This window comes from Bradyrhizobium sp. Leo78, from assembly GCF_059512425.1.
Genome location: NZ_JCAMOT010000028.1, coordinates 77,713 through 97,886 on the forward strand (window position 1 = coordinate 77,713; position 20,174 = coordinate 97,886).

At 64.9% G+C, this 20,174-nt stretch carries 17 protein-coding genes and 1 riboswitch; of the genes, 7 read left to right on the plus strand and 10 right to left on the minus strand.

Features of this window, described 5'->3' with window-relative positions; all coding sequences use genetic code 11:
• The first annotated feature begins 117 nt into the window (after positions 1 to 117).
• Positions 118 to 1,380 carry a hypothetical protein gene (locus tag AC5ZG1_RS29435; RefSeq protein ID WP_496134859.1) on the plus strand — a complete coding sequence of 421 codons (1,263 nt, stop codon included), beginning with the start codon at positions 118 to 120 and terminating at the stop codon, positions 1,378 to 1,380.
• A 113-nt stretch (positions 1,381 to 1,493) separates the two neighbouring features.
• Here AC5ZG1_RS29435 and AC5ZG1_RS29440 read toward each other — a convergent pair whose 3' ends face one another.
• Together AC5ZG1_RS29440 and AC5ZG1_RS29445 are read right to left on the minus strand one after the other, a co-directional pair.
• On the minus strand, positions 1,494 to 1,655 hold the full coding sequence (locus AC5ZG1_RS29440) for a hypothetical protein (protein ID WP_496134860.1): 162 nt from the start codon (positions 1,653 to 1,655) through the stop codon (positions 1,494 to 1,496).
• A gap of 84 nt (positions 1,656 to 1,739) precedes the next feature.
• Entirely contained in the window at positions 1,740 to 4,004 is a 2,265-nt protein-coding gene (locus AC5ZG1_RS29445) for a TonB-dependent receptor (RefSeq protein WP_496134861.1), read from the minus strand.
• Between the two features lie 112 nt (positions 4,005 to 4,116).
• Positions 4,117 to 4,314, minus strand: a riboswitch (cobalamin riboswitch).
• A 182-nt stretch (positions 4,315 to 4,496) separates the two neighbouring features.
• Here AC5ZG1_RS29445 and AC5ZG1_RS29450 point away from each other — a divergent pair.
• The 4 genes from AC5ZG1_RS29450 to AC5ZG1_RS29465 all read left to right on the plus strand — a co-directional run bounded on the left by AC5ZG1_RS29450 (position 4,497) and on the right by AC5ZG1_RS29465 (position 8,246).
• On the plus strand, positions 4,497 to 5,471 hold the full coding sequence (locus AC5ZG1_RS29450; protein WP_496134880.1) for a FecCD family ABC transporter permease: 975 nt from the start codon (positions 4,497 to 4,499) through the stop codon (positions 5,469 to 5,471).
• Positions 5,468 to 6,241 (plus strand): ABC transporter ATP-binding protein, encoded by a 774-nt coding sequence (locus AC5ZG1_RS29455; RefSeq protein ID WP_496134862.1) that lies wholly within the window; start codon positions 5,468 to 5,470, stop codon positions 6,239 to 6,241. Before AC5ZG1_RS29450 ends, AC5ZG1_RS29455 begins: the two co-directional genes overlap by 4 nt.
• Positions 6,241 to 7,071 (plus strand): ABC transporter substrate-binding protein, encoded by an 831-nt coding sequence (locus AC5ZG1_RS29460; RefSeq protein WP_496134863.1) that lies wholly within the window; start codon positions 6,241 to 6,243, stop codon positions 7,069 to 7,071. Before AC5ZG1_RS29455 ends, AC5ZG1_RS29460 begins: the two co-directional genes overlap by 1 nt.
• Before the next feature lie 500 nt (positions 7,072 to 7,571).
• Complete coding sequence (locus tag AC5ZG1_RS29465; RefSeq protein ID WP_496134864.1) at positions 7,572 to 8,246, plus strand: DUF938 domain-containing protein; 675 nt, start codon at positions 7,572 to 7,574, stop codon at positions 8,244 to 8,246.
• 126 nt (positions 8,247 to 8,372) lie between these two features.
• Here AC5ZG1_RS29465 and AC5ZG1_RS29470 read toward each other — a convergent pair whose 3' ends face one another.
• The 6 genes from AC5ZG1_RS29470 to AC5ZG1_RS29495 all read right to left on the minus strand — a co-directional run bounded on the left by AC5ZG1_RS29470 (position 8,373) and on the right by AC5ZG1_RS29495 (position 14,925).
• The gene (locus tag AC5ZG1_RS29470; protein ID WP_496134865.1) at positions 8,373 to 10,442 is read right to left on the minus strand and encodes a prolyl oligopeptidase family serine peptidase; all 2,070 of its coding nucleotides are present in this window, start codon (positions 10,440 to 10,442) and stop codon (positions 8,373 to 8,375) included.
• Between the two features lie 491 nt (positions 10,443 to 10,933).
• Positions 10,934 to 11,260 carry an HPr family phosphocarrier protein gene (locus tag AC5ZG1_RS29475; protein WP_028168023.1) on the minus strand — a complete coding sequence of 109 codons (327 nt, stop codon included), beginning with the start codon at positions 11,258 to 11,260 and terminating at the stop codon, positions 10,934 to 10,936.
• A complete protein-coding gene (locus tag AC5ZG1_RS29480; protein ID WP_027579987.1) occupies positions 11,257 to 11,658 on the minus strand; it encodes a PTS sugar transporter subunit IIA in 402 nt (133 codons plus the stop codon). Before AC5ZG1_RS29480 ends, AC5ZG1_RS29475 begins: the two co-directional genes overlap by 4 nt.
• A gap of 133 nt (positions 11,659 to 11,791) precedes the next feature.
• Positions 11,792 to 12,307 carry an HPr kinase/phosphorylase gene (locus AC5ZG1_RS29485; protein WP_496134866.1) on the minus strand — a complete coding sequence of 172 codons (516 nt, stop codon included), beginning with the start codon at positions 12,305 to 12,307 and terminating at the stop codon, positions 11,792 to 11,794.
• Positions 12,304 to 14,109 (minus strand): sensor histidine kinase, encoded by a 1,806-nt coding sequence (locus tag AC5ZG1_RS29490; protein WP_165435432.1) that lies wholly within the window; start codon positions 14,107 to 14,109, stop codon positions 12,304 to 12,306. Before AC5ZG1_RS29490 ends, AC5ZG1_RS29485 begins: the two co-directional genes overlap by 4 nt.
• A gap of 114 nt (positions 14,110 to 14,223) precedes the next feature.
• On the minus strand, positions 14,224 to 14,925 hold the full coding sequence (locus AC5ZG1_RS29495) for a response regulator transcription factor (protein WP_027579989.1): 702 nt from the start codon (positions 14,923 to 14,925) through the stop codon (positions 14,224 to 14,226).
• 229 nt (positions 14,926 to 15,154) lie between these two features.
• On the opposite strand from AC5ZG1_RS29495, the gene AC5ZG1_RS29500 reads away from it, so the two are divergent.
• Together AC5ZG1_RS29500 and AC5ZG1_RS29505 are read left to right on the plus strand one after the other, a co-directional pair.
• The gene (locus AC5ZG1_RS29500) at positions 15,155 to 15,889 is read left to right on the plus strand and encodes a HugZ family pyridoxamine 5'-phosphate oxidase (RefSeq protein ID WP_496134867.1); all 735 of its coding nucleotides are present in this window, start codon (positions 15,155 to 15,157) and stop codon (positions 15,887 to 15,889) included.
• A 597-nt stretch (positions 15,890 to 16,486) separates the two neighbouring features.
• A complete protein-coding gene (locus AC5ZG1_RS29505; RefSeq protein WP_028168028.1) occupies positions 16,487 to 18,103 on the plus strand; it encodes a phosphoenolpyruvate carboxykinase in 1,617 nt (538 codons plus the stop codon).
• A 96-nt stretch (positions 18,104 to 18,199) separates the two neighbouring features.
• On the opposite strand, the gene rocF is transcribed toward AC5ZG1_RS29505, so the two are convergent.
• Both rocF and AC5ZG1_RS29515 read right to left on the minus strand, forming a co-directional pair.
• Complete coding sequence (rocF, locus tag AC5ZG1_RS29510) at positions 18,200 to 19,168, minus strand: arginase (protein ID WP_456641339.1); 969 nt, start codon at positions 19,166 to 19,168, stop codon at positions 18,200 to 18,202.
• Positions 19,169 to 19,233: 65 nt separating this feature from the next.
• Positions 19,234 to 20,049, minus strand: a complete 816-nt coding sequence (locus AC5ZG1_RS29515) for an acyl-CoA thioesterase (protein ID WP_496134868.1) — start codon at positions 20,047 to 20,049, stop codon at positions 19,234 to 19,236.
• Between the last annotated feature and the right edge of the window lie 125 nt (positions 20,050 to 20,174).

Consider the following 20,174-nt stretch of genomic DNA (forward strand, 5'->3'; position numbering starts at 1 on the left):
GCTGAGCGTTATTTGTCCATGAAGGCCACTGCATGGCTGCCCCGGCGAACCGCGACCGAGCGACATGCGGCATTAAAGCGGCAAGACAAGCAACTCGCATTGCAGCAATGATCTGGCATGACCGATCCGGCAACAAAGCTGCGCGTCCTGATCCCCGAGGGGGCGAGCACCTCGGCGCGCGAGGCGATCACGATCCTCGGCCTTGCCGGGCACCATGTCGAAGTCTGCGATCCCTCGCCCTGGTGCCTGTCGCGCTATTCGCGCTTCGTGCGCAAATTCCATCGCTGTCCGGGGTTGCGCCACGATCCCGAGGGATTCCTCGGCTTCATCGAGCGGCTGCTGGAGGCGCCGTTCGACGTGCTGCTGCCGACCCATGAGCAGGGCTTTCTGTTCGCGCGCGCCGAGGCGCGGCTGAAGGGCCGCGTCGGCCTGGCGCTGCCGCGGTTTGGCAGCTACCGGATGGTGCACAGCAAGGCCGGCTTCAGCCGTCTGCTTGGCCAATTGGGCCTGCCGCAGCCGCCGACTCGGATCGTGACGTCGGAGAGCGAGCTGCGCGACGCCATCCGCTTTCCTTCCGTGATCAAGACCTCGGTCGGCACCGCGAGTCGCGGCATCTGGTTCGTGCGCGACGAAGCCGATTTCAACATCGCGCTGTACGAGCTCGGCGCGGCCGACACCTTCGCCGACGAGCTTCTGGTGCAGGATCTCGTCACCGGCACCACCGAAAAGGCGCAGTCGGTATTTTGCGAGGGCAGGCTGGTCGGTTTCCATGTCTATCGGCAGATCGCGCCCGGCGTCGGCGGCGGCGAGGCGATCAAGGAAAGCGTCAGCCGTCCGCAGGTGCGCGCCTATCTGGAAGCGATCGGGGGAGCGCTGGCTTGGCACGGCGCGCTGTCGGTCGACTACGTGATGCCGATCGACAGCCCCGTGCCGCTCCTGATCGACTGCAATCCGCGCCTGGTCGAGCCGCTCAATGCCTTCCGCGCCGGCGCCGATCTGGTCGATCTCCTGCTGCGCGTATCGCTCGGCGAGACGCCACAACCCTTGCCTGAGAGTCGCGCCGGCGTGCGGACGCATTTGGCGATGCAGGCGCTGCTCGGCCACGCCTCCCGCGGCGGCACCAGGCGCGACATTCTGGTCGAGTGCGGCGATCTCTTGAAGACCTCGGGGCCCTACAACGCCAGCACCGAGGAGCTGACGCCGGTGCGGCTCGACTGGCTCAGCGCCGTGCCGCTGACGATGACGGTCGGCCTCACTCTGGTCTCGCCGAAACTGGCAAAGACGGTCGCTCGCGGCGGCTTCGGCGCGCATCTGCTCGATGTGAAGAGCATCCGCAAGATCGAGCGCGACGATTTCGCGGGACTGCATCAGCCGTCGTAGGGTGGGCAAAGCGAAGCGTGCCCACCATTGCGAGCGGAGTGCCTGATGGTGGGCACGTCGCTGCGCTCCTTTGCCCACCCTACAATTCCGCGCTCGCAATGACGCGAAGCGTCTTACAACGGCTCGTCGTCGGGGCCGTAGCGATCGCGCTTCGGTGTGGCGATGTCGCCGTCTTCGTAGTCGTCGTCTTCGTCGTGACGCGCAGGTGGAGGCGGCGGCATTGGCTTGCCGCCTTCCTGCTTCGGAGGTTGGCTTCTCTTCCCGATCCCGCCCATGTCGATCTCCCGCCATCACGACATAATGGCTGATTCGGGCGGAACAAGCCGGTCCGCGCGTGGCTCGCGGACCGGCCGATCGCTTCAGAACGTGGCGCCGGCCTTCACCAGGAAAGTCCGACCCGGCAGCGGATAGGCGCTGAAGCGGCCGGGCGTGAAGTTCGAGGCGATGGCGTAGTCGTAATAGAGCGCATTCAGGACGTTGTTGACGCTGACCGACCAGAAGAAATGCTCATAGGCGCCGCTGAGCTTGAGGTCGATCGTCGCATCGCCCGGAATGCGCGTTTGCGTATTGGCCTGGTCGTTGTCCATGACGCGCGAGCTCCAGGCGCGCAGCGTGGCATCGAACACGAGATAGTTGTCCCAGATATTCCAGGTCACGCCGAGATTGCCGGTGTAGCGCGACACCAGCGGCACATCGTTGCCCGCGAACTGTCCCTCGCGGAACACCGCGCGCGTGTAAGCCATGCCGCCGCGCAGCGAGACGGTATCGCTGACCCGCAGCGAGGCCTGCGTCTCGGAGCCATAACGCCGGGTCGGATCGAGGTTGATGTTGTAGAACAGCACCGGATTGAAATGGATCTCGTTCTCGAGGTCCATGTTGTAGATGCTGGTTTGCACCTGGAAGCGGCCCGTCTTGACGCGGAAGCCGGCTTCGACGTCGTGCGAGGTCTGCGTCTTCAACTGGAAATTCTGCGGCAACGGGTTGAAGTCCGCATCGAACGCGGGTCCGGTGGACGTGCGCTCGTCGACATCGGGCGTGCGAAACGCGTGCGCGGCGCGGGCGAACACCGAGAACATTTCGGTGAAGCGATGCTCGACGCCGACATGCAGCGCGTAATTGGTCTCGCTCTGGTCGAGCGGCGTCGCCTGCGCGTCGAAGGCGAACGGCGCGTTCGGATCGTAGCGATCGCGCGCGCTGAGCCAGGTGTTCTGCACCCGCGCGCCATAGGAGAAATCGGTGGTGGGCAAGAGGCCAACCGTGTGCTGCCAATAGCCGGCGAGCGACTGCTGCGACAGGTCGTAGGTATGGATCGGCGGCACGCCCCGGAACGCGCCGCGCTGCTGGTGGAACGTTGCATCGTAATAGTCGATGCCGGTCAGGATCGACGAGGGAATCCCGAAGATCGAATTGTTGATGCTCAGCCGCGGCGTGATCGACCAGGTCTGCAACGCGGCGTCATTGTAGGTGGATGCCGCGCTGATGAATGGCGAGGTGCCGAAGAACGCGCCTTGCGTGTCCTTCTGGCGGTAGCCGCCATCGACGATCAGGTCGACACCGTTCAGGAGCGTCTTGGTGAAGCCCGCCGTCGCGCTCGCGCCCTGCTGGTTGCCATAGTCGAACGGCGTGGCGGCGCCCTTGCGATCGGTGACGAGTTGATTGACGCCGATCGAAGGATCGACCAGCCTGCCGCCGGGAAAGCCCAGCTTCTGGTCGTCGCCGGTCACCGTCAGGAAGGCTTTCAGGTCCGGCGTCGTGTAGTTGAGATTGCCGACGCCGTTGCGCTGGTCGAGCGCATTGTTCACGCGGTAGCCGTCGGACTTGATGCCGTTGCCGTAGAACGACGCCGACCAGGGTCCCGAATTCATCGCGGTCGAGATTGCGGCCATGCGCTGGTTGAAGGAGCCATAGCCGGCTTCGCCGCGGATCGAGACCGGCGGGCCGCCGACACCGGTCTTGGTGACGATGTTGATCACGCCGCCTATCGCATTGTCGCCGTAGAGCACGGCGCCGCTGTTGCCGCGGGTGATCTCGATGCGCTCGATCGAATCGAGCGGGATGGTCGATAGATCCACCTGCGCCATGTCGATGTCGTTGAGCCGTCGCCCGTTGAGCAGGAACAGCGTGTTGGCGGTGGCGAACGCGCCGAAGCCGCGCAGGTCGACCGAGGTCTTGGCGCCGTTCACGCCGCCATAGAGCGATTGAAGCTGCACGCCGGGGGCCTGCGCGATGATCTCGGCCAGAACCTGGGTCGGCGAATGCGCGATGTCGTCGGCGGTGATCACGGTCGAGGACGTCCCGACAATGCCGGCAAATTGCGGGCCGCCGCCACCGCCACCGGATGAAGCTCCGCCAGCGGCGGCGCCGCCAGCGCCCGCGCCGCCGGCCGGCTGCGCGTTGGTCGGCACCTGGCCCGGCGCGGGACGCCGGGGACCTGGAGTGCCGTCGGAAGCGGGCTTGGCGCGGGTGCGGTTGTGGTCGCCGGGCGCCCTGACCTCGACCGGCGGCAATTGCTCGGAGGGCGCTTCCTGCGCCTGCGCGGCGGAAACATACAAAGCGGGCGCCAGCATGCTCGACGCGAGCAGCAGCGCGCGGCGTTGCTTGGTGGCTGTGGTAGCAGAGAACATCGGCGAGACCTCGGTATGACGTCAGTGGCACGTCACAGCGAACCAAGGCTCACCATCGCGTTTCGCGCTTCAGGTGAAGCAAATGCCTGTACTCCCCGACCGACATCGTCGCGTGTGACCACGTATGACGGCAGGTCTCCTGGCTCGCGGGTCGTTACCCTTCGTCGCCTTCCCAGGACCGAGACTCCCAGTGGCATATGACGAAGGATTCACCGCATACAGTTGCGGGGGCAGCCGCGGCTTTACGGGAAGTTTCCCGGTACCGCATTCCCTTTTGATCCCGATAGGAACCGTCGCGGCCATCTAGGATTTTGGCGGCACGTGAGTCAATCCCGGCGAAACTGCGGCTCCCTGGCTCTCATACGTTTTTTTGTTCCGGTGTCGCTTGTCTGCCACCGAATTCGCTGCAAGAAGCAGGGCGCGATGAGTGCACATGATTTCACGATAGCGGCGGGTCTGGCCGCGCGGCGGCGGTTGGGGGCGACCGTTGCAATGATTGCGTTGGTTGCCTTGCTGATGCTGATCTCGCTCGGCACCGGCCCGGTGCGGCTGTCGCCGCTGACGGTGATCGAGGCGTTGTTCGGTGGCGGCAGCGATGTCACGCAGGTGATCGTGCGCGAGATCCGCCTGCCACGCACCATTCTGGCATTCGCGATCGGCGCTATCCTCGGTCTGTCAGGCGCGGCGCTGCAAGGCCTGTTGCGCAATCCCTTAGCCTCGCCCTCGCTGTTCGGCGCGCCGCAATCGGCGGCGTTCGGCGCGGTGCTGGTGATCGCGCTGGGGCTGGCCGATGTCCGCTCCTACGCGCTGCCGGTCGCCGCCATCATCGCCGCATTCGGCTCGGTCTTCGTGCTGCTCGCGATTGCCGGCCGCAATGCGGGCCTCTTGATCCTGATCCTCGCCGGGCTTGCGATCTCGAGCCTTGCGGGCGCTGCGACGGCGCTGGTGATGAACCTCGCGAGCAATCCGTTCCTGGCGCTCGAGATCGCGTTCTGGCTGCTCGGTTCCCTGGAGGACCGCAGCTTCCAGCATGTCGCGCTGGCGCTGCCGTTCATCGTGGCAGGTAGCGCCATCCTGCTGTCGCAAGCCAGCGCGTTCCGCGCGCTCACGCTTGGCGAAGAGACCGCGCAAAGCCTCGGCGTCGACGTCGGCCGCCTGCGCCTGTTCGTGATCGCAGGCGTTGCGCTCGGCGTCGGTGGCGCGGTGGCGGTCACCGGCACCATCGGCTTCATCGGCCTGGTCGCGCCGCATCTGATGCGGCCCGTCATCGGCCACGATCCGGCGCGGCTGTTGGTGCCGAGCGCGCTTGCCGGCTCGGCGCTGTTGCTCGCGGCCGACATCGCGGTGCGCATCATCCCGTCGACGTCGGACATCAAGGTGGGCGTGTTGACCTCGATCATCGGCGTGCCGTTCTTCCTCTATCTCATCATGCGCGAGCGTCGCGCGCTCGGCGGAGGCGTCGCATGACGGCGCTTGTTGTAGAACACCTCAACGTCGTGCTCGCCGGCCGCCGCGTGCTCAACGATGTGTCGCTGCAACTCGCCTCCGGTCATCTCGTCGCGCTGGTCGGTCCGAACGGCGCCGGCAAAACCACGCTGCTGCGCGCGCTCGCCGGCCTCATTCCCTCCGACGGCGTCATCAAGGTGGGAGGCGAGGCGCTTGCCGCGCTGCCGCTGCGCGAACGGGCCAAGCGCTTCGGCTATCTTCCGCAAGGGCACATGGTGCATTGGCCGCTGCCGGCGCGCGACATCGTCGCGCTCGGCCGCTACCCGCATGGCGCGACCGATCCGGCCCGGCTGTCCCCGCGCGATACTGAGGCCGTGGTGCGGGCGATGCAGGCGGCCGACGTCATGGAGTTCGCGGAGCGGCGTGTCACCGAGCTTTCCGGCGGCGAGCGCAGCCGCGTTGCGCTGGCGCGCGTGTTCGCGGTGGAGGCGCCGATCATCCTGGCGGACGAGCCGACCGCCTCGCTCGATCCGCGCCACCAGATCGACGTCATGAAGGGTTTGCGTGCCGCCGCCGACAAGGGCGTGCTGGTGATCGTGGTGACGCACGACCTCGGCCTCGCCGCGCGCTTTGCCGACCATGCGCTGGTGCTGGCGCAGGGCCGCCTCGCATCGCAGGGCGCGCCGGCAGACGCGCTGTCGGAAACGGTCATGGCCGATGTGTTCCGCGTCAGCGCCTTCCGCGCCGAGCATCAGCGCGAGACGGTGATCGTGCCCTGGGCGGAGATCTGATGGCCCGGCTCGCTGCATGCCTTGCAGCGTTCGTCTTGTCCACCACTGTCGCGCATGCGGCGAGCCCGCCGCGGATCGTCTCGATGAATGTCTGCAGCGATCAATTGCTGCTCTCGCTCGCCGATCCCCAGCAGATCCTGGGCCTCAGCCGGTACTCCCGCGAGGCCTGGCAATCCTTCGCCGCCGATCAGGCGCGCCGTTTCCCGATCCTTTCCGGCGGCGCGGAGGACGTGCTGGTGCTGAAGCCCGACATCGTCGTCGCCAGCCTGTTCGACAAGCGCGCAACGCGCGAGCTTCTGAAGGCCAACGGCCTTCATCTCGTCGAGTTCAGCGTGCCGCGCACGCTGGACGAGGTGAAGGACCAGATCCGCGAGATGGGCGAGATCGTGCAACATCCGGACCGCGCAAAGGTCGCGATTGCAAGGTTAGATGCCGCGATCGCCCGAGCGCGCCAGGCCGCGACCGGCAAGCACTATCGCGTGCTGCCGCTGGCGCGCCGCGGCTGGGTGTCCGGCAGCGACAGCCTGGTCTCGTCGCTTCTGACCGAAGCCGGCCTGCTCAATCCCGCCGGCGACCTCGGCGTCGCTGCCGGCGGTTACGCCTCGCTGGAGGCGATCGTGCAACTGAGGCCGGATTTCATCCTGGTGTCGGAGGCCGGCGACCGCGCCGAAGACAACGGCCGCGCCTTCCTGCTGCATCCGGCGCTGGAGCACTTCTACCCGCCTGCGAGGCGCATCGTGCTTCCCGAACGTCTCACCGTCTGCGGCGGCGTGATGCTCGCCGATGCGCTGGATGTGCTGACGAAGGAATTGGAGCGTGTGGCGCGGTAGCTCCATCGCCCCGTCATTCCGGGGCTCGCGAAGCGAGAACCCGGAATCCATTCTTCCGCTTGCGTATGCGGCGCAATGGATTCTCTGATGTGCAATTGCACATCATAGCCTGCGCCTTCGGCGCATCCCGGAATGACGAGCGGAGAGATGGAGGCCGCCGCTGTTCCCGGATTACGCTTCGCTTCATCCGGGCTACGGACTCTCCCTCGTCATTCCGGGGCTCGCGTAGCGAGAGCCCGGAATCCATTTTTCCGCTTGCGCAAGCGGCGTGATGGATTCCGGGCCTGCGCCTTCGGCGCATCCCGGAATGACGAGGTGGAGAGATGGAGGCGTCCCTTGCTCCACCGTTCCCGGATTACGCTTCGCTTCATCCGGGCTACGCCTGTAAGCAGCACGACGCAATCCTCTCACAAGGGCGCGGTTAAATCGCGCATTGCAACGACCTATATGGAATAGCAGCATCGTCGCGGTGTTGCCGTTTTGAAAGAGGAGAGAGCATCGTGGCAGAGTTCGTGGTCGAATTCGGCAAAGACGGCGGGCGGGTCGAGGCCGACGGCCGGCTCGATGCGGCGGCCTTTCATCGCAACCATCAGCCGATCTGGGCGGTGCTGGAGAAATTCCTCGCAGGGCGTTCCGGCGACGTGCTGGAGGCCGGCAGCGGCACCGGCCAGCATGTCGTGTATTTCGCTGGACAGACCCCCGATATCACCTGGTGGCCGAGCGATCTCAACGACGCCCATTTGAAGAGCATCGCGGCCTGGCGCGCGCATTCCGCCCTTCCGAATATCCGTCCGCCGCTGCGGATCGATCTCTCCGATCCGGCCTGGCCCGGTGCTGCGCCTGAGGACGGCGAGCTGCCAAAGCTGCTCGCGGTGTTCTGCGCCAATGTGATCCACATCGCGCCCTGGTCCGTCACCGAGGGCCTGTTCGAAGGCGCCGCACGCCGCCTGCGCGACGACGGCCGGCTGTTCCTCTACGGCCCCTTCAAGCGCGACGGCAAGCACACCGCGCTCAGCAATGCCGTGTTCGACACGTCCTTGCGCAATCAGGATCCCGATTGGGGCGTGCGCGACATCGCCGACGTCGAGAAGCTGGCGGCGCGCGTCGGCCTGTCACTGGGCGCGACCGTCGAAATGCCCGCGAACAACATGATCTTGGCCTTCGCGCGCGGCTGATTCCCGTTCGTCATTCCGGGGCACGCGAAGCGTGAACCCGGAATCCATTGCGCCACATACCCAGGCGGAGAAATGGATTCCGGGCTCGATGCTGTCGCATCGCCCCGGAATGACGGCGGAGAATGATCACGCCTCACCATCCACCCACCCGATCTTCTCCCTCAGGAACCCAAGCCCCAGCGCCATGAAGGCGGCGCGTTCCTTGTTGTCCTTGCCATAGCCGTGGCCGCCTGCCGCGGGCTCGTAGAGATGGGCTTCATATCCCATTGCCTGCAGCTTGGCGGTCATCTTGCGGGCGTGGCCGGGATGCACGCGGTCGTCGCGGCGCGTGGTCGCGATCAGGATCGGTGGATATTTTTGGCCGGGCGTCGCCATGTGATAGGCGGAGTAGGTCTGCAGCCACGCCCATTCTTCAGGTTTGTCGGGATCGCCATATTCGGCGATCCAGCTCGCGCCGGCGAGCAGCTTGGTGTAGCGGCGCATGTCGATCAGCGGGATGGTGCAGAACAGCGCGCCGAAGCGTTCGGGGTAGCGCACCAGCATGTTGGTGATCAGGATGCCGCCGTTCGATCCGCCCTCGGCCGCGATCCGCCCGGGCCGCGTGACGCCGCGCTTCACCAGATCGGCGGCGACGGCGGCAAAGTCGTCATGCGCCAATCGCTTGCCTGCGTAGCGGCCGGCGTCGTGCCAGCTTGTGCCGAACTCGCCGCCGCCGCGGATATTGGCCTCCACGATGGTGCCGCCGCGCTCCAGCCACAGCTTGCCGAGCGCCGGGTTGTAATATGGCTTCATCGCCAGACCAAAGCCGCCATAGGCGGTCAGATGGACCGGCGCATCGCCGGTCTCCGTCGCCGGGCCGGTCTGCACATAGGGGATGCGTTCGCCATCGACGGAGATCGCCTCGTGCTGGGTCACCACGAGTCCATCCGCGCTGAACGTCCTCGGTGCCTGCTTCAGCACCGTGGGCGCCCCGACCTTCTCCATCAGCATCAGCGAAGATGGCGTCAGCGGGTCCTGCACATTGGCGAACAGGTCGCCCCTGCTTTCGGAAACATGGCTGTCGAGGCGCCAGACATCGACGACGCCGATCCCGGGCAGCCCTTCGAGCCGCGCGCGCGTCCAGCCGGCGGCCGATGGCATGCAGATCTCGAACAGCGGCCGCAGTTCATCGAGGATCGATAGCACCAGCCGGCCCGCGGTCCAGAAGAAGCCTTGCAGCGCTCGCCGCGGCTCCGGCTGGAACACGACGGTGAAATCGCGGCTGCCCACGAGGAAGGCCGACAACGACACGCCGAGCACCGTATCGGGCGCATAGGTCTTGCCGCCGACCGTCCACGGCTCGCGCAGCTTGACGACGAACCAGTCCTGATCGGCGAGCAGCCAGATGCTGGTGGGCAGATCGAGCTTGGTCTTCGCAGCCCTCTCGTCGCCGAGCCAGGCGCTCAAGTTGAAGAAATCGAGCCGATCGACGAACCACACCCGTGGCACCGGTCCGGAGTCATCGACCTGAGCAGATGCGCTCATATGATCCGCCGGCACGTCGAACACGACAGGCGCGCGCTCCACGACCTCGCCGCGGCGCCACAGCCTGACGGTCCGCGCATAGCCCGAATGGGTCGCCATGCCCTCGCCATAGGCGCTCGACAGCAGCAGCGTATCGTCGTCGACCCAATCGACGCCGCCCTTGGCCTCGGGCAGCACGAAGCCGTCGGCGACGAAGCGCTTCGCCTCCATGTCGAACTCGCGCAGCGTCACCGCATCGCTGCCGCCGCGCGACAGGCTGAGCATCGCGCGCCGATCATTTCCCGGCCGCATCGACGTCCAGCTCAAGAGCCAATCCTCGCCTTCGTCGGCGGCAAGCTGGTCGACGTCGAGCAGAATTTCCCAGTCGGGATCTGATTTACGGAATTCGTCGAGCGTCGTGCGCCGCCACAGGCCGCGCGGATTCTGCGCATCCTTCCAGAGATTGTAGAGCAGCCCGCCGCGCCTGGTGACATAGGGAATGTTGTCCGGCCGGTCGAAGATCGCGGCAAGTGTGTCGCGATCGGCGGCAAATGACGCGCCGGCAAATTTTTCCAGCGTGAGCCGGCTCTGCCCCTCCACGAATTCCAGCGCCCGCGCGCCCTCGATCTCCTCCAGCCAAAGATAGGGATCGTCATCGGGCGCAGCGATCGTAGGCCTGTCGTCGATGGTCATCGCGAGAACTCCAAGGGCGGACACAGAGCTATCGATGTAGGCACTCGCACCTGCGCTGTCCAATGGGTGCTATTCGCTCACCCCAAACACCGCCGCCGTCATTCCGGGGCTCGCGAAGCGAGAACTCGGAATCCATTTCGCCGCATGCTCTGGGGTTGGATGGATCCGGGCTCGATGCTCCGCATCGCCCCGGAATGACGGGAGGACACATTGCGCAATCCTCTCCTCCGTCATGGCCGGGCTTGACCCGGCCATCCACGTTCTCTCCTCGTGCACGGAGGCAAAGGACGTGGATGCCCGGGACAAGCCCGGGCATGACGGCGGAAGGGCTGTTTGACAATTGAATCGGAAACGCTCCGCCCGTCATTGCGAGGAGCGCAAGCGACGAAGCAATCCATGCCTCCGCAAGCAGCGAGGTGGATTGCTTCGCTACGCTCGCAATGACGGGGGAGAGAGCAATGGCCCGCAATGAGCAGGCATGGAGCCGGCCCTCAAATGCCTTCTTCGTTGAACTTGCTGGCGACGAGTTCGGCAATCGCGTCGAGAGCGGCTTCGGCTTCGGGGCCGGTGGCGGAGACGATGACTGAGGTGCCGGGGCCGGCGGCGAGCATCATCAGGCCCATGATCGAGGTGCCGCCGACGGTCTCGCTGCCGCGCGTCACCCAGACCTCGGCCTCGAAGCGCTCGACCATCTGCACGAACTTGGCGGAAGCGCGCGCGTGCAGGCCGCGCTTGTTGACGATCAGAAGTTCACGGGAGATCGCGCCCGCAGGAACCGTCGGGCCGACTTCGTTTTCGCCCGAGCCCTCGGCGCTCATTTGCCGGCAAGGACGCGGCTGGCGATGGTGACGTATTTGCGGCCCGCTTCCTGGGCCATCGCGATCGCGTCCGGCAGCGACCGCTCTTCGCGCACCTTCGCGAGCTTCACCAGCATCGGAAGATTGATGCCTGCGAGCACTTCGACCTTGGGCCGGCTCATGCAGGAGATCGCGAGGTTCGACGGCGTGCCGCCGAACATGTCGGTCAGAATCGCAACGCCGTCGCCACTATCGACGCGGTTGACCGCCTCGATGATGTCGCTGCGACATAGATCGGCGTCGTCTTCGGCTCCGATCGTAATTGCTTCAATTTGTTTCTGTGGGCCCATTACGTGTTCGAGCGCTGCCTTGAACTCGTCGGCAAGGCGCCCGTGGGTCACAAGCACTAGACCAATCATCGGAAACTCCTCGCGGGTGCTTCTTGGTGCACCGCACGAACGCGCCACTTTGACCATCCAGAGGCCCCGCGCAAGAGGGCATCTTGGCAATCTCCCGGAATTTGGGGGCGGAGAAATACGGGTCTGCACCGGTCTATTCAGTGGCCATATTGCGGCTGATATGGTTACCAATCCGCCCCAAGCAATCATCCGCTAGATTACGGGAACATGAACTTTCAGTTGTCGTCAACGCTGCGACAACCAGTAGCAGGGGTGAAATGCCCTCACCGACGGGGATTCGCGGTAAAAAAACACCATTTATCTCGGTCTGCAGCGCTTCCGGCGGCGGCAGGCGCTCGGCATCGCCGGCGGCGAGATCGACCACCAGCCCCACGATCGCCTCATGTATGTACTCAAGGCGGCGGATGCCGAGCCCGCGAATCTCGACCAGCCCGGCCAATTCGAGGGCTGGCCGGACCAGCAATTCTTTGCCGGCTGTGTCGAGATGGACACGGTCATCGCCCACCAGAACGGCCGGCGGGAGCTGTCCAGAACGGCCGGCGAGGATCAGATCGAAGGCGAGGCGCGACTTGCCGGAGCCGGACGGGCCGCGGATCAGCACCGCGCGTTCTCCCACCAGCACCGCGGATGCATGCACGCTGGCGCTCATGGCGCCGGCAGCCTGACCACGAAGCGCGCGCCAGCGACCGTCGGCTTGCCGTCGGCATCGGCGGGACCGGATCGGTTCTCGGCCCAGATGCGTCCGTTATGCGCCTCGATGATCTGCTTGGAGATCGACAGCCCCAGTCCGGAATTCTGGCCGAAGCCCTGGTGCGGACGGTCGGTGTAGAAGCGCTCGAAGATGCGCTCCAGCGCGTCCTCGCCGATGCCGGGGCCGTCGTCGTCGACCACGATTTCGATCTCCGAGCGCACGCGGCGGCAGACGATGCGCACCTTGTCGCCCGGTTGCGAGAACGACTGTGCGTTGGAGAGCAGGTTGGAGATCACCTGTCCGAGCCGCGAATCGTGGCCGGGCACCGCGAAGGAGTCCGTCGGCCCGCGGCCCTCGAAGCGGGCTTCGACCGCGACGTCGTGGCCGAGCTTGGTCTCGTTGGCGACCGAGGTCAGCGTCGTCAGCAGGCGGCGCAGATCGACCGGCGCCATGTCCTGGCGCTGCAGCTCGGCATCGAGCCGGCTCGCATCCGAGATGTCGGAGATCAGCCGGTCGAGCCGCTTGACGTCGTGCTCGATCACGGCGAGCAGGCGGCCGCGGCTGCTTTCGGTGCGCGCCAAGGGCAGCGTCTCCACCGCCGAACGCAGCGACGTCAGCGGGTTCTTCAGCTCGTGAGCGACGTCGGCGGCGAACATCTCGATCGCCTCGATCCGGCTGTAGAGCGCGTTGGTCATGTCGCGCAGCGCGCCGGAGAGATGGCCGATCTCGTCGCGGCGGCGGCTGAAATCGGGAATCTGGACGCGAGTCTGGATGCGGCGGCGGACGCTTTCAGCGCCGTCGGCAAGCCGCCGCACCGGGCCGGCAATGGTGCTCGCAAGCAGGAGCGACAGCACGATCATCACGGCCGCGGCAACGCCGCCGACCTTGAGGATCGCGAGCCGCTCGGCGGTCACCATCTGGTCGATGTCGTCGCCCTGGGTGGAGAGCATCAAGGCGCCATGCACGGCGCGGAAGCGCTGCACGGGGACGGCGACCGAGACGATCACCTCGCCGCGATCGTTGACGCGCACCATGCTGCTCTTCTGACCGTTCAGGGATTGCGCGACCTCCTGGTAGCCGGTGCCGTTCTCCGGGCCGAGCTCGCGATAGAGCGGCAGATCGCCGCGGTTCAGCCAGGTGCGGATCGCGATCGTGGTTCGCTCGGCGAATCCCGGCTTCTCCGCATTCGGCGGCGGCAGCTCGATCCTGAACACGTCGCCCTTGCCGTAAAGGCTGCGGCTGTCGAGGATCAATCCGCCCTCGCGATCGAAGATGCGGGCCCGCGTCTTGGTCGGCGAGATCAGCCGCCGCAGCACTGGCGCGACGCGTTCGGGATTGATCGGGAAGTCGGAATATTCGTCCGGCACGCCGTAGCTTTCGCCGGGCTTGAGGTCGAGCAGCCGCTCCGGATCGATGGTGATGGTGTTGGTCTCGACGGTAGCGGAAGCCGCGATGGCGCCGGCGATGATCTCAGCCTGCACCAGAAGGCTCTGGGCGCGCGCATCGATCAGGCCGGCGCGGAATTGCGACAGGTACAGGATGCTGGCGACGAGGGCGACCAGGCCCGCGAGATTCAGCGAGACGATGCGGCGGGTCAGGCTCGAGAAGGACAGCGCGAAGAAGAACTGTCCGGCGCGGCTCAGCCAGTCCAGCGGCCGCCAACGCTTCGTCGTCGCCTTGTCGGCAAACTGCTCCTGCTCGAGGAGCGCCTGGGCGTCCTCGACGGTTTGGGCCGGGTCGGGCTGCGTTCGATCAAGCACAGGCAGAACTGCCGGTTCGTTGACGAGGGGTGTTACCATGCACGCTATTGGGCCCGCACCCTACCCCATAGGTGCGGACCGTGTCAGTTAACAAAGCGGAGCTTTCGCCGCGGATCAGGCTTCCTTGAAGCGATACCCCACGCCGTACAAGGTTTCGATCATCTCGAAATCCTCGTCGACCACCTTGAACTTCTTGCGCAGCCGCTTGATGTGGCTGTCGATGGTGCGATCGTCGACATAGACCTGGTCGTCATAGGCGGCGTCCATCAGCGCATTGCGGCTCTTCACCACGCCGGGCCGCGTCGCCAGTGCCTGAAGGATCAAGAATTCGGTGACCGTCAGCGTCACCGGCTCGTTCTTCCAGGTGCAGGTGTGGCGCTCCGGATCCATCCTGAGCAGGCCGCGATCGAGCGCGCGCGTATCCGGCTCCTTCGGGGCTGCGGTCGGATCCTTGGGCTGGCCGCGGCGGAGCACGGCTTTCACGCGCTCGACCAAAAGGCGCTGCGAGAACGGCTTGCGGATGAAATCGTCGGCGCCCATTTTGAGGCCGAACAATTCGTCGATCTCTTCATCCTTGGAGGTCAGGAAGATCACCGGCAGATCGGATTTTTGTCTGAGCCGCCGCAGCGTTTCCATGCCGTCCATGCGCGGCATCTTGATATCGAGGATCGCCAGATCCGGTGGCGAGGTGCGGAAGCCGTCGAGCGCCGACGCACCATCCGTGTATGTCATGATGCGGTAGCCTTCGGCTTCCAACGCTATCGAGACAGAGGTGAGAATGTTGCGGTCGTCGTCGACCAGGGCGATTGTGGGCATGAGCCTGCTTTCAGTTTTCCAGTTGGCTGAAACGGCGAGCATTCCGGTGATGCGCCGCATAATTGGGCTTCGGACTCGGTCAGCGAGCAACGCAAGGTGGGCTGAAGTGTGACCGAGTTCCGCCAAACGCCTCGCCCCCCGCGAACGCGTCCGACCCGTCTAGAGCCCGTTTACCCGAAAAAAGCCCCGAAGTGCAACCACATGGCCAGGCAATTACTAGGTAATTTCGATGCAACCGACCGCTGATTTTGACCCCGCCAGGCTGGCCCGTTCCCTGCTCCGGAGGAGCCGGCAAGGGGCTTTGGCGACGCTGATGCCGGGAACCGGCGATCCCTATTGTTCCCTGGTCAATGTCGCCAGCCACCCCGACGGTTCCCCGATACTGCTGCTCTCCCGTCTGGCGGTCCATACCAGGAACCTGCTCGCCGACGTCAGGGTGTCGCTGATGCTGGATGAGCGGGCCGAAGGCGACCCGCTGGAAGGGTCCCGGATCATGCTGGCCGGCCGGGCGGAACAGGCGGAAGGCGACGCCGCGAGCCTCCTGCGCCGCCGCTACCTCGCCGCCCATCCGTCCGCGGAAGCCTTTGTGGAATTTAAGGATTTCTCCTTCTTCCGGATCATCCCCTCCGCCATCCACCTCGTCGCCGGCTTCGGCCGGATCGTCGATCTGAGGCCAGAACAGTTCCTGACCGATCTGGCTGGGACGGACGGGTGGCTGGAGGCTGAAGCGGAGGCCGTCGAGCACATGAACGAGGCTCACCGCGACGCCATGGACCTTTATGCGACCCGGCTGCTCGGAGCCGAAAGCGCCGATTGGCGCTGCATTGGCTGCGACCCTGAGGGCATGGACATGCAGGCGGGCAAACGGACGCTGCGGCTGGAATTTCCAGAGCGCGTGCGCAACGCTGCGGAGCTGCGCAAGATGTTGGTTCGACTCGCCAGTGAGGCGCGCGCAACGGGATAGGTGCGAACGGCGCAGTGTCGCATATCGTATGCATATTGGGGAGAATGCGGCCGTCAACGCGCTTCGCATCATGCGTCTTATGCGCGACGGTGCGGAACGTTTACGCGCGCTGCGCATTCTTAACGGCCGTCGAATTCGATGGTGGCTTGTTGACGTCGAGCGAGGCTGTGCAATCAACTCTCATTGCCGATTGGATCGTGCAATCCAAGTGCAACGGCATTGCCGGCGACAAAGCCGATGTCTCATCGCCCAAACTGCATATCGGGTAGTCTGTGCGTTGATTGAGAACGACGCCGCGCGTCCGATGGCACCAATTGTGCATCGCAAAGACGTCGGCCCCGGCATTGATCGCGGGATCGTCGCGCGATCCACGGGCAGAAAAGCCGCCTTGCGCTGCAGCAAGTGCTTGAACCACGTGGAAGGGATGCCTTGGAATAAACCAAAATTCGGGGACTAGCTTGGCAAGCTCGGATTGCCCCATTATGAGGTCGCTGGACGGGGGCCTTCGGGCTATATTTGTTGTTGGAAAGGTCACCGCGACTGAGCGCGTTTAGCGACATTCGCGCAATGGGAAACGCGGGTTCGAGGAGGTTCTTCGTGCAAAACACGGGCGTGTACAACGGTGCCTTTGGCGCCGACAAATTCGGCTTAAAAAATCTCAAACGCGTGCATTGGAATCTCCACGCGCCGCAGCTCTATCAATATTCGCTTGCGGCAGGCGAGGCCGTGCTCTCAGCCGATGGTGCGCTTTGCGCGGACACCGGCGAATTCACCGGCCGCAGCCCGAAGGACAAGTTCACAGTTCGCGACGCGACCACCGACAAGAGCATGTGGTGGGCGGGCAACCAGTCGATCACATCAGAGCAGTTCGAAGCGCTCTATCAGGATTTCCTCAAGCACGCCGAAGGCAAGGCACTGTTCGCGCAGGATCTCTATGGCGGCGCCGATCCGACCTATCGGATCAAGACGCGCGTGTTCACCGAGCTCGCTTGGCATTCGCTGTTCATCCGCACGCTGCTGATCCGCCCCGAGGCGATCGAGCTTTCGAGCTTCGTGCCCGAACTCACCATCATCGACATGCCGAGCTTCCGCGCCGATCCCAAACGTCACGGCGTGCGCTCGGAGAATGTCGTCGCGATCGATTTCGCCCGCAAGATCGTCCTGATCGGCGGGTCTTATTATGCCGGCGAGATGAAGAAGTCGGTCTTCACCACGCTCAACTATTATCTGCCCGCGCGCGACGTGATGCCGATGCACTGCTCGGCCAATGTCGGGTCGAAGGGCGACAGCGCGATTTTCTTCGGCCTCTCCGGCACCGGCAAGACGACGCTGTCGGCCGATCCCAACCGCACGCTGATCGGCGACGACGAGCACGGCTGGGGCCCGAACGGCATCTTCAATTTCGAAGGCGGGTGCTACGCCAAGTGCATCAAGCTCTCGCAGGAAGCCGAGCCTCAGATCTATGCTGCGAGCACACGTTTTGGCGCCGTGCTCGAGAACTGCGTGCTTGACGAGGATACCCGCGTCGTCGACTTCGACGATGGCTCCAAGACCGAGAACACCCGTTCCGCCTATCCGCTCGACTTCATTCCCAACGCCTCGCGCAGTGGCCGCGCGCCGCATCCGAAGAATGTGGTGATGCTGGCGGCCGATGCCTTCGGCGTGCTGCCGCCGATCGCGAAGCTTTCGCCGGCGCAGGCGATGTATCACTTCCTGTCCGGCTACACCGCGAAGGTCGCCGGCACCGAGCGCGGCCTCGGCTCCGAGCCGCAGCCGGAATTCTCCACCTGCTTCGGCTCGCCGTTCCTGCCGCTCGATCCTTCCGTCTATGGCAACATGCTGCGCGACCTGATCGCTCAGCACAATGTCGATTGCTGGCTGGTCAACACCGGCTGGACCGGCGGCAAGTATGGCGTCGGCTCGCGCATGCCGATCAAGGTCACGCGCGCGCTGCTCACCGCGGCGCTCGATGGCAGCTTGCGCAATGTCGAATTCCGCACCGACGAATATTTCGGCTTTGCGGTGCCGACCGCGCTGCCCGGCGTGCCGAGCGAGATCCTCAATCCCGTGAACACCTGGAAGGACAAGGCCGAGTTCGACAAGACCGCCCGCGCATTGGTCGGTATGTTCCAGAAGAACTTCGCCAAGTTCGAGAGCAAGGTCGACGCCGAAGTCCGCGCCGCCGCGCCGGACGTGAAGCTCGCGGCCGAATAGCCTCGCATATTTCCGCGAATGAAAAGGGCGACCCCGCGGTCGCCCTTTTCTACTCCGGAACATGTCTGCGGTACAGCCTATTCGCTATTCGCCATGTCAATCCGGCAGCACCGCATTGGTCGGTGTCGGGCGGTCGGTGATCTGCAGGCCGAACAGGCTGCCGATCAGTTCGACCACGACCCGTGCGGTACGGCCGCGCTCGTCGAGGAAGGGGTTGAGCTCGACGATGTCGACCGAGCGCACCAGTCCGGAATCGTGCAACAGCTCCATGATCAGGTGCGCTTCGCGGTAGGTCGCGCCGCCCGGCACCGTGGTGCCGACGCCGGGCGCAACCGAAGGATCGAGGAAGTCGACGTCGAACGAGACATGCAGCACGCCGTTCCTCGCCTTGACGCGATCGATCACGCGGCGGATCAGCACGGCGACGCCGAATTCGTCGATGGCACGCATGTCGGCTATGGCGACGCTCCGCTCGCGCAATAGCTTGCGCTCCAGCGGGTCGACAGAGCGGGTGCCGATCAGGTCGAGCTGATCAGGTGTAATCGAGGCGCGCGGCAGGCCGCCGAGCAGGTTGTCGAGCCCGGGCTCGCCGCAGAGGAAAGCGGCCGACATGCCGTGCATGTTGCCGGTGATCGTCGTGTCGGGCGTGTTGTAGTCGGCATGCGCGTCGACCCACAGTGCGAACAGCGGCCGGCCCTTCTCCTGCCAGAAGCGCGCAACCCCATTGATCGATCCCATCGAGAGCGAATGATCGCCGCCCATGAAAATCGGCACCGCGCCGGATTGCGCCAGCCAGTAGGCGCGCTCGGATGTCAGGCGAATCCAGGTTTTCACCTCATCATAGAATTTCGTATTCGCCGGCACCGGCCCGTCCGAGACCACCGCGGGGATTGAGAGATCACCGTGGTCGTCGACGCGAAGCTCCAATTGCTCCAGCACGCGCGCGATCCCGGCGGTGCGCAGTGCCGCTGGACCCATCAGCGTGCCGGCCTGCGCGGCGCCGATCTCGATGGGCACTCCGAGGAGCGCGATGTGCGATGGCTTTGAATTGTCAGCTTCGGGCATGCGGCGGCGCTCTCTCAAATGGTGGGGTGGGCAAAGCGAAGCGTGCCCACCCTACGCTTTCCCGATCACGCCTTGAAATAGGCGATCTGCGTCGTGGTTGCGAGCAGGCGGCCGGAGGGTGACCACAGTTCGCCGTTCTGGTCGCCATAGCTCTTGTGGAAGATCTTGGCATCGGCAGCCGCCAGCACGCGGGTGATGTTCTCGGCGGCAAGATCGGCGGCGTCGATGTGGAAATAGGTCGTCAGCGACACCGTACCGAACGGCACCAGTTCCCGCTTGGCGTGGAAGACGCGGCCAAAGAATGCGTCCGACATCGCGATCAGCGAGAGCGCATCGATCTTGCGCGGCGCGCGGTCACCGATCCAGAGCTTGGAATAGGTGTCGGGCGCCGCGCTCGATGGCGTGCCGAATTTCGGCTCGCCTTCGACGAAGCGGAAGTCATATTGCTTGACCCACGCTGCCGCGGTCTTGGGATAGGGCAGGGTCTGTTCGAACGGTGTTGCGTCCGGAAACTTCACCTGCTGGTGCGACCATGACGGGCGGCGTTCGGCGAACACGGCGGTTGCGAGCGTCGCGACCTCGCCGCCGCCCTGCGTCATCTCCACGGACCAGTGCTGGCTCGAACGATTGGCCTTCACCAGACGGACATCGAGATCAAAGGCGCCTTGCGCAACCGGCGCGCAATAATTGACGGTGAGCGCAAGCGGATCGCCGGCACGTTGCGGATGGTCGATCAGTGCCCGCAGGATGGTTGCAGCGGTCGCCCCGCCGAACGGGCCGACAAATGCCCAGTAGTCGTCGCTGGTCCTGCCCTGCCAGCGGCTGTCGCCGGCAGTAACCGCGGTGGCATCGTCGAACAAATGCGGGGTCTTGGTGAGCATGAAATTGTTCCGGTGTTGCGAAATTACTCCGTCATTGCGAGCGAAGCGAAGCAATCCATTTCGCCGCTTGTGGAGGCATGGATTGCTTCGTCGCTTACGCTCCTCGCAATGACGAGGACGCAGTA

Excerpts from the sequence above, each read along its gene's own strand:
- AC5ZG1_RS29435 (WP_496134859.1), top strand. The coding sequence starts at position 118 with ATGACCGATCCGGCAACAAAGCTGCGCGTCCTGATCCCCGAGGGGGCG.
- AC5ZG1_RS29440 (WP_496134860.1), bottom strand. The coding sequence starts at position 1,655 with ATGGGCGGGATCGGGAAGAGAAGCCAACCTCCGAAGCAGGAAGGCGGC.
- AC5ZG1_RS29445 (WP_496134861.1), bottom strand. The coding sequence starts at position 4,004 with ATGTTCTCTGCTACCACAGCCACCAAGCAACGCCGCGCGCTGCTGCTC.
- AC5ZG1_RS29450 (WP_496134880.1), top strand. The coding sequence starts at position 4,497 with ATGATTGCGTTGGTTGCCTTGCTGATGCTGATCTCGCTCGGCACCGGC.
- AC5ZG1_RS29455 (WP_496134862.1), top strand. The coding sequence starts at position 5,468 with ATGACGGCGCTTGTTGTAGAACACCTCAACGTCGTGCTCGCCGGCCGC.
- AC5ZG1_RS29460 (WP_496134863.1), top strand. The coding sequence starts at position 6,241 with ATGGCCCGGCTCGCTGCATGCCTTGCAGCGTTCGTCTTGTCCACCACT.
- AC5ZG1_RS29470 (WP_496134865.1), bottom strand. The coding sequence starts at position 10,442 with ATGACCATCGACGACAGGCCTACGATCGCTGCGCCCGATGACGATCCC.
- AC5ZG1_RS29475 (WP_028168023.1), bottom strand. The coding sequence starts at position 11,260 with ATGAGCGCCGAGGGCTCGGGCGAAAACGAAGTCGGCCCGACGGTTCCT.
- AC5ZG1_RS29480 (WP_027579987.1), bottom strand. The coding sequence starts at position 11,658 with ATGATTGGTCTAGTGCTTGTGACCCACGGGCGCCTTGCCGACGAGTTC.
- AC5ZG1_RS29485 (WP_496134866.1), bottom strand. The coding sequence starts at position 12,307 with ATGAGCGCCAGCGTGCATGCATCCGCGGTGCTGGTGGGAGAACGCGCG.
- AC5ZG1_RS29495 (WP_027579989.1), bottom strand. The coding sequence starts at position 14,925 with ATGCCCACAATCGCCCTGGTCGACGACGACCGCAACATTCTCACCTCT.
- AC5ZG1_RS29500 (WP_496134867.1), top strand. The coding sequence starts at position 15,155 with ATGCAACCGACCGCTGATTTTGACCCCGCCAGGCTGGCCCGTTCCCTG.
- rocF (WP_456641339.1), bottom strand. The coding sequence starts at position 19,168 with ATGCCCGAAGCTGACAATTCAAAGCCATCGCACATCGCGCTCCTCGGA.
- AC5ZG1_RS29515 (WP_496134868.1), bottom strand. The coding sequence starts at position 20,049 with ATGCTCACCAAGACCCCGCATTTGTTCGACGATGCCACCGCGGTTACT.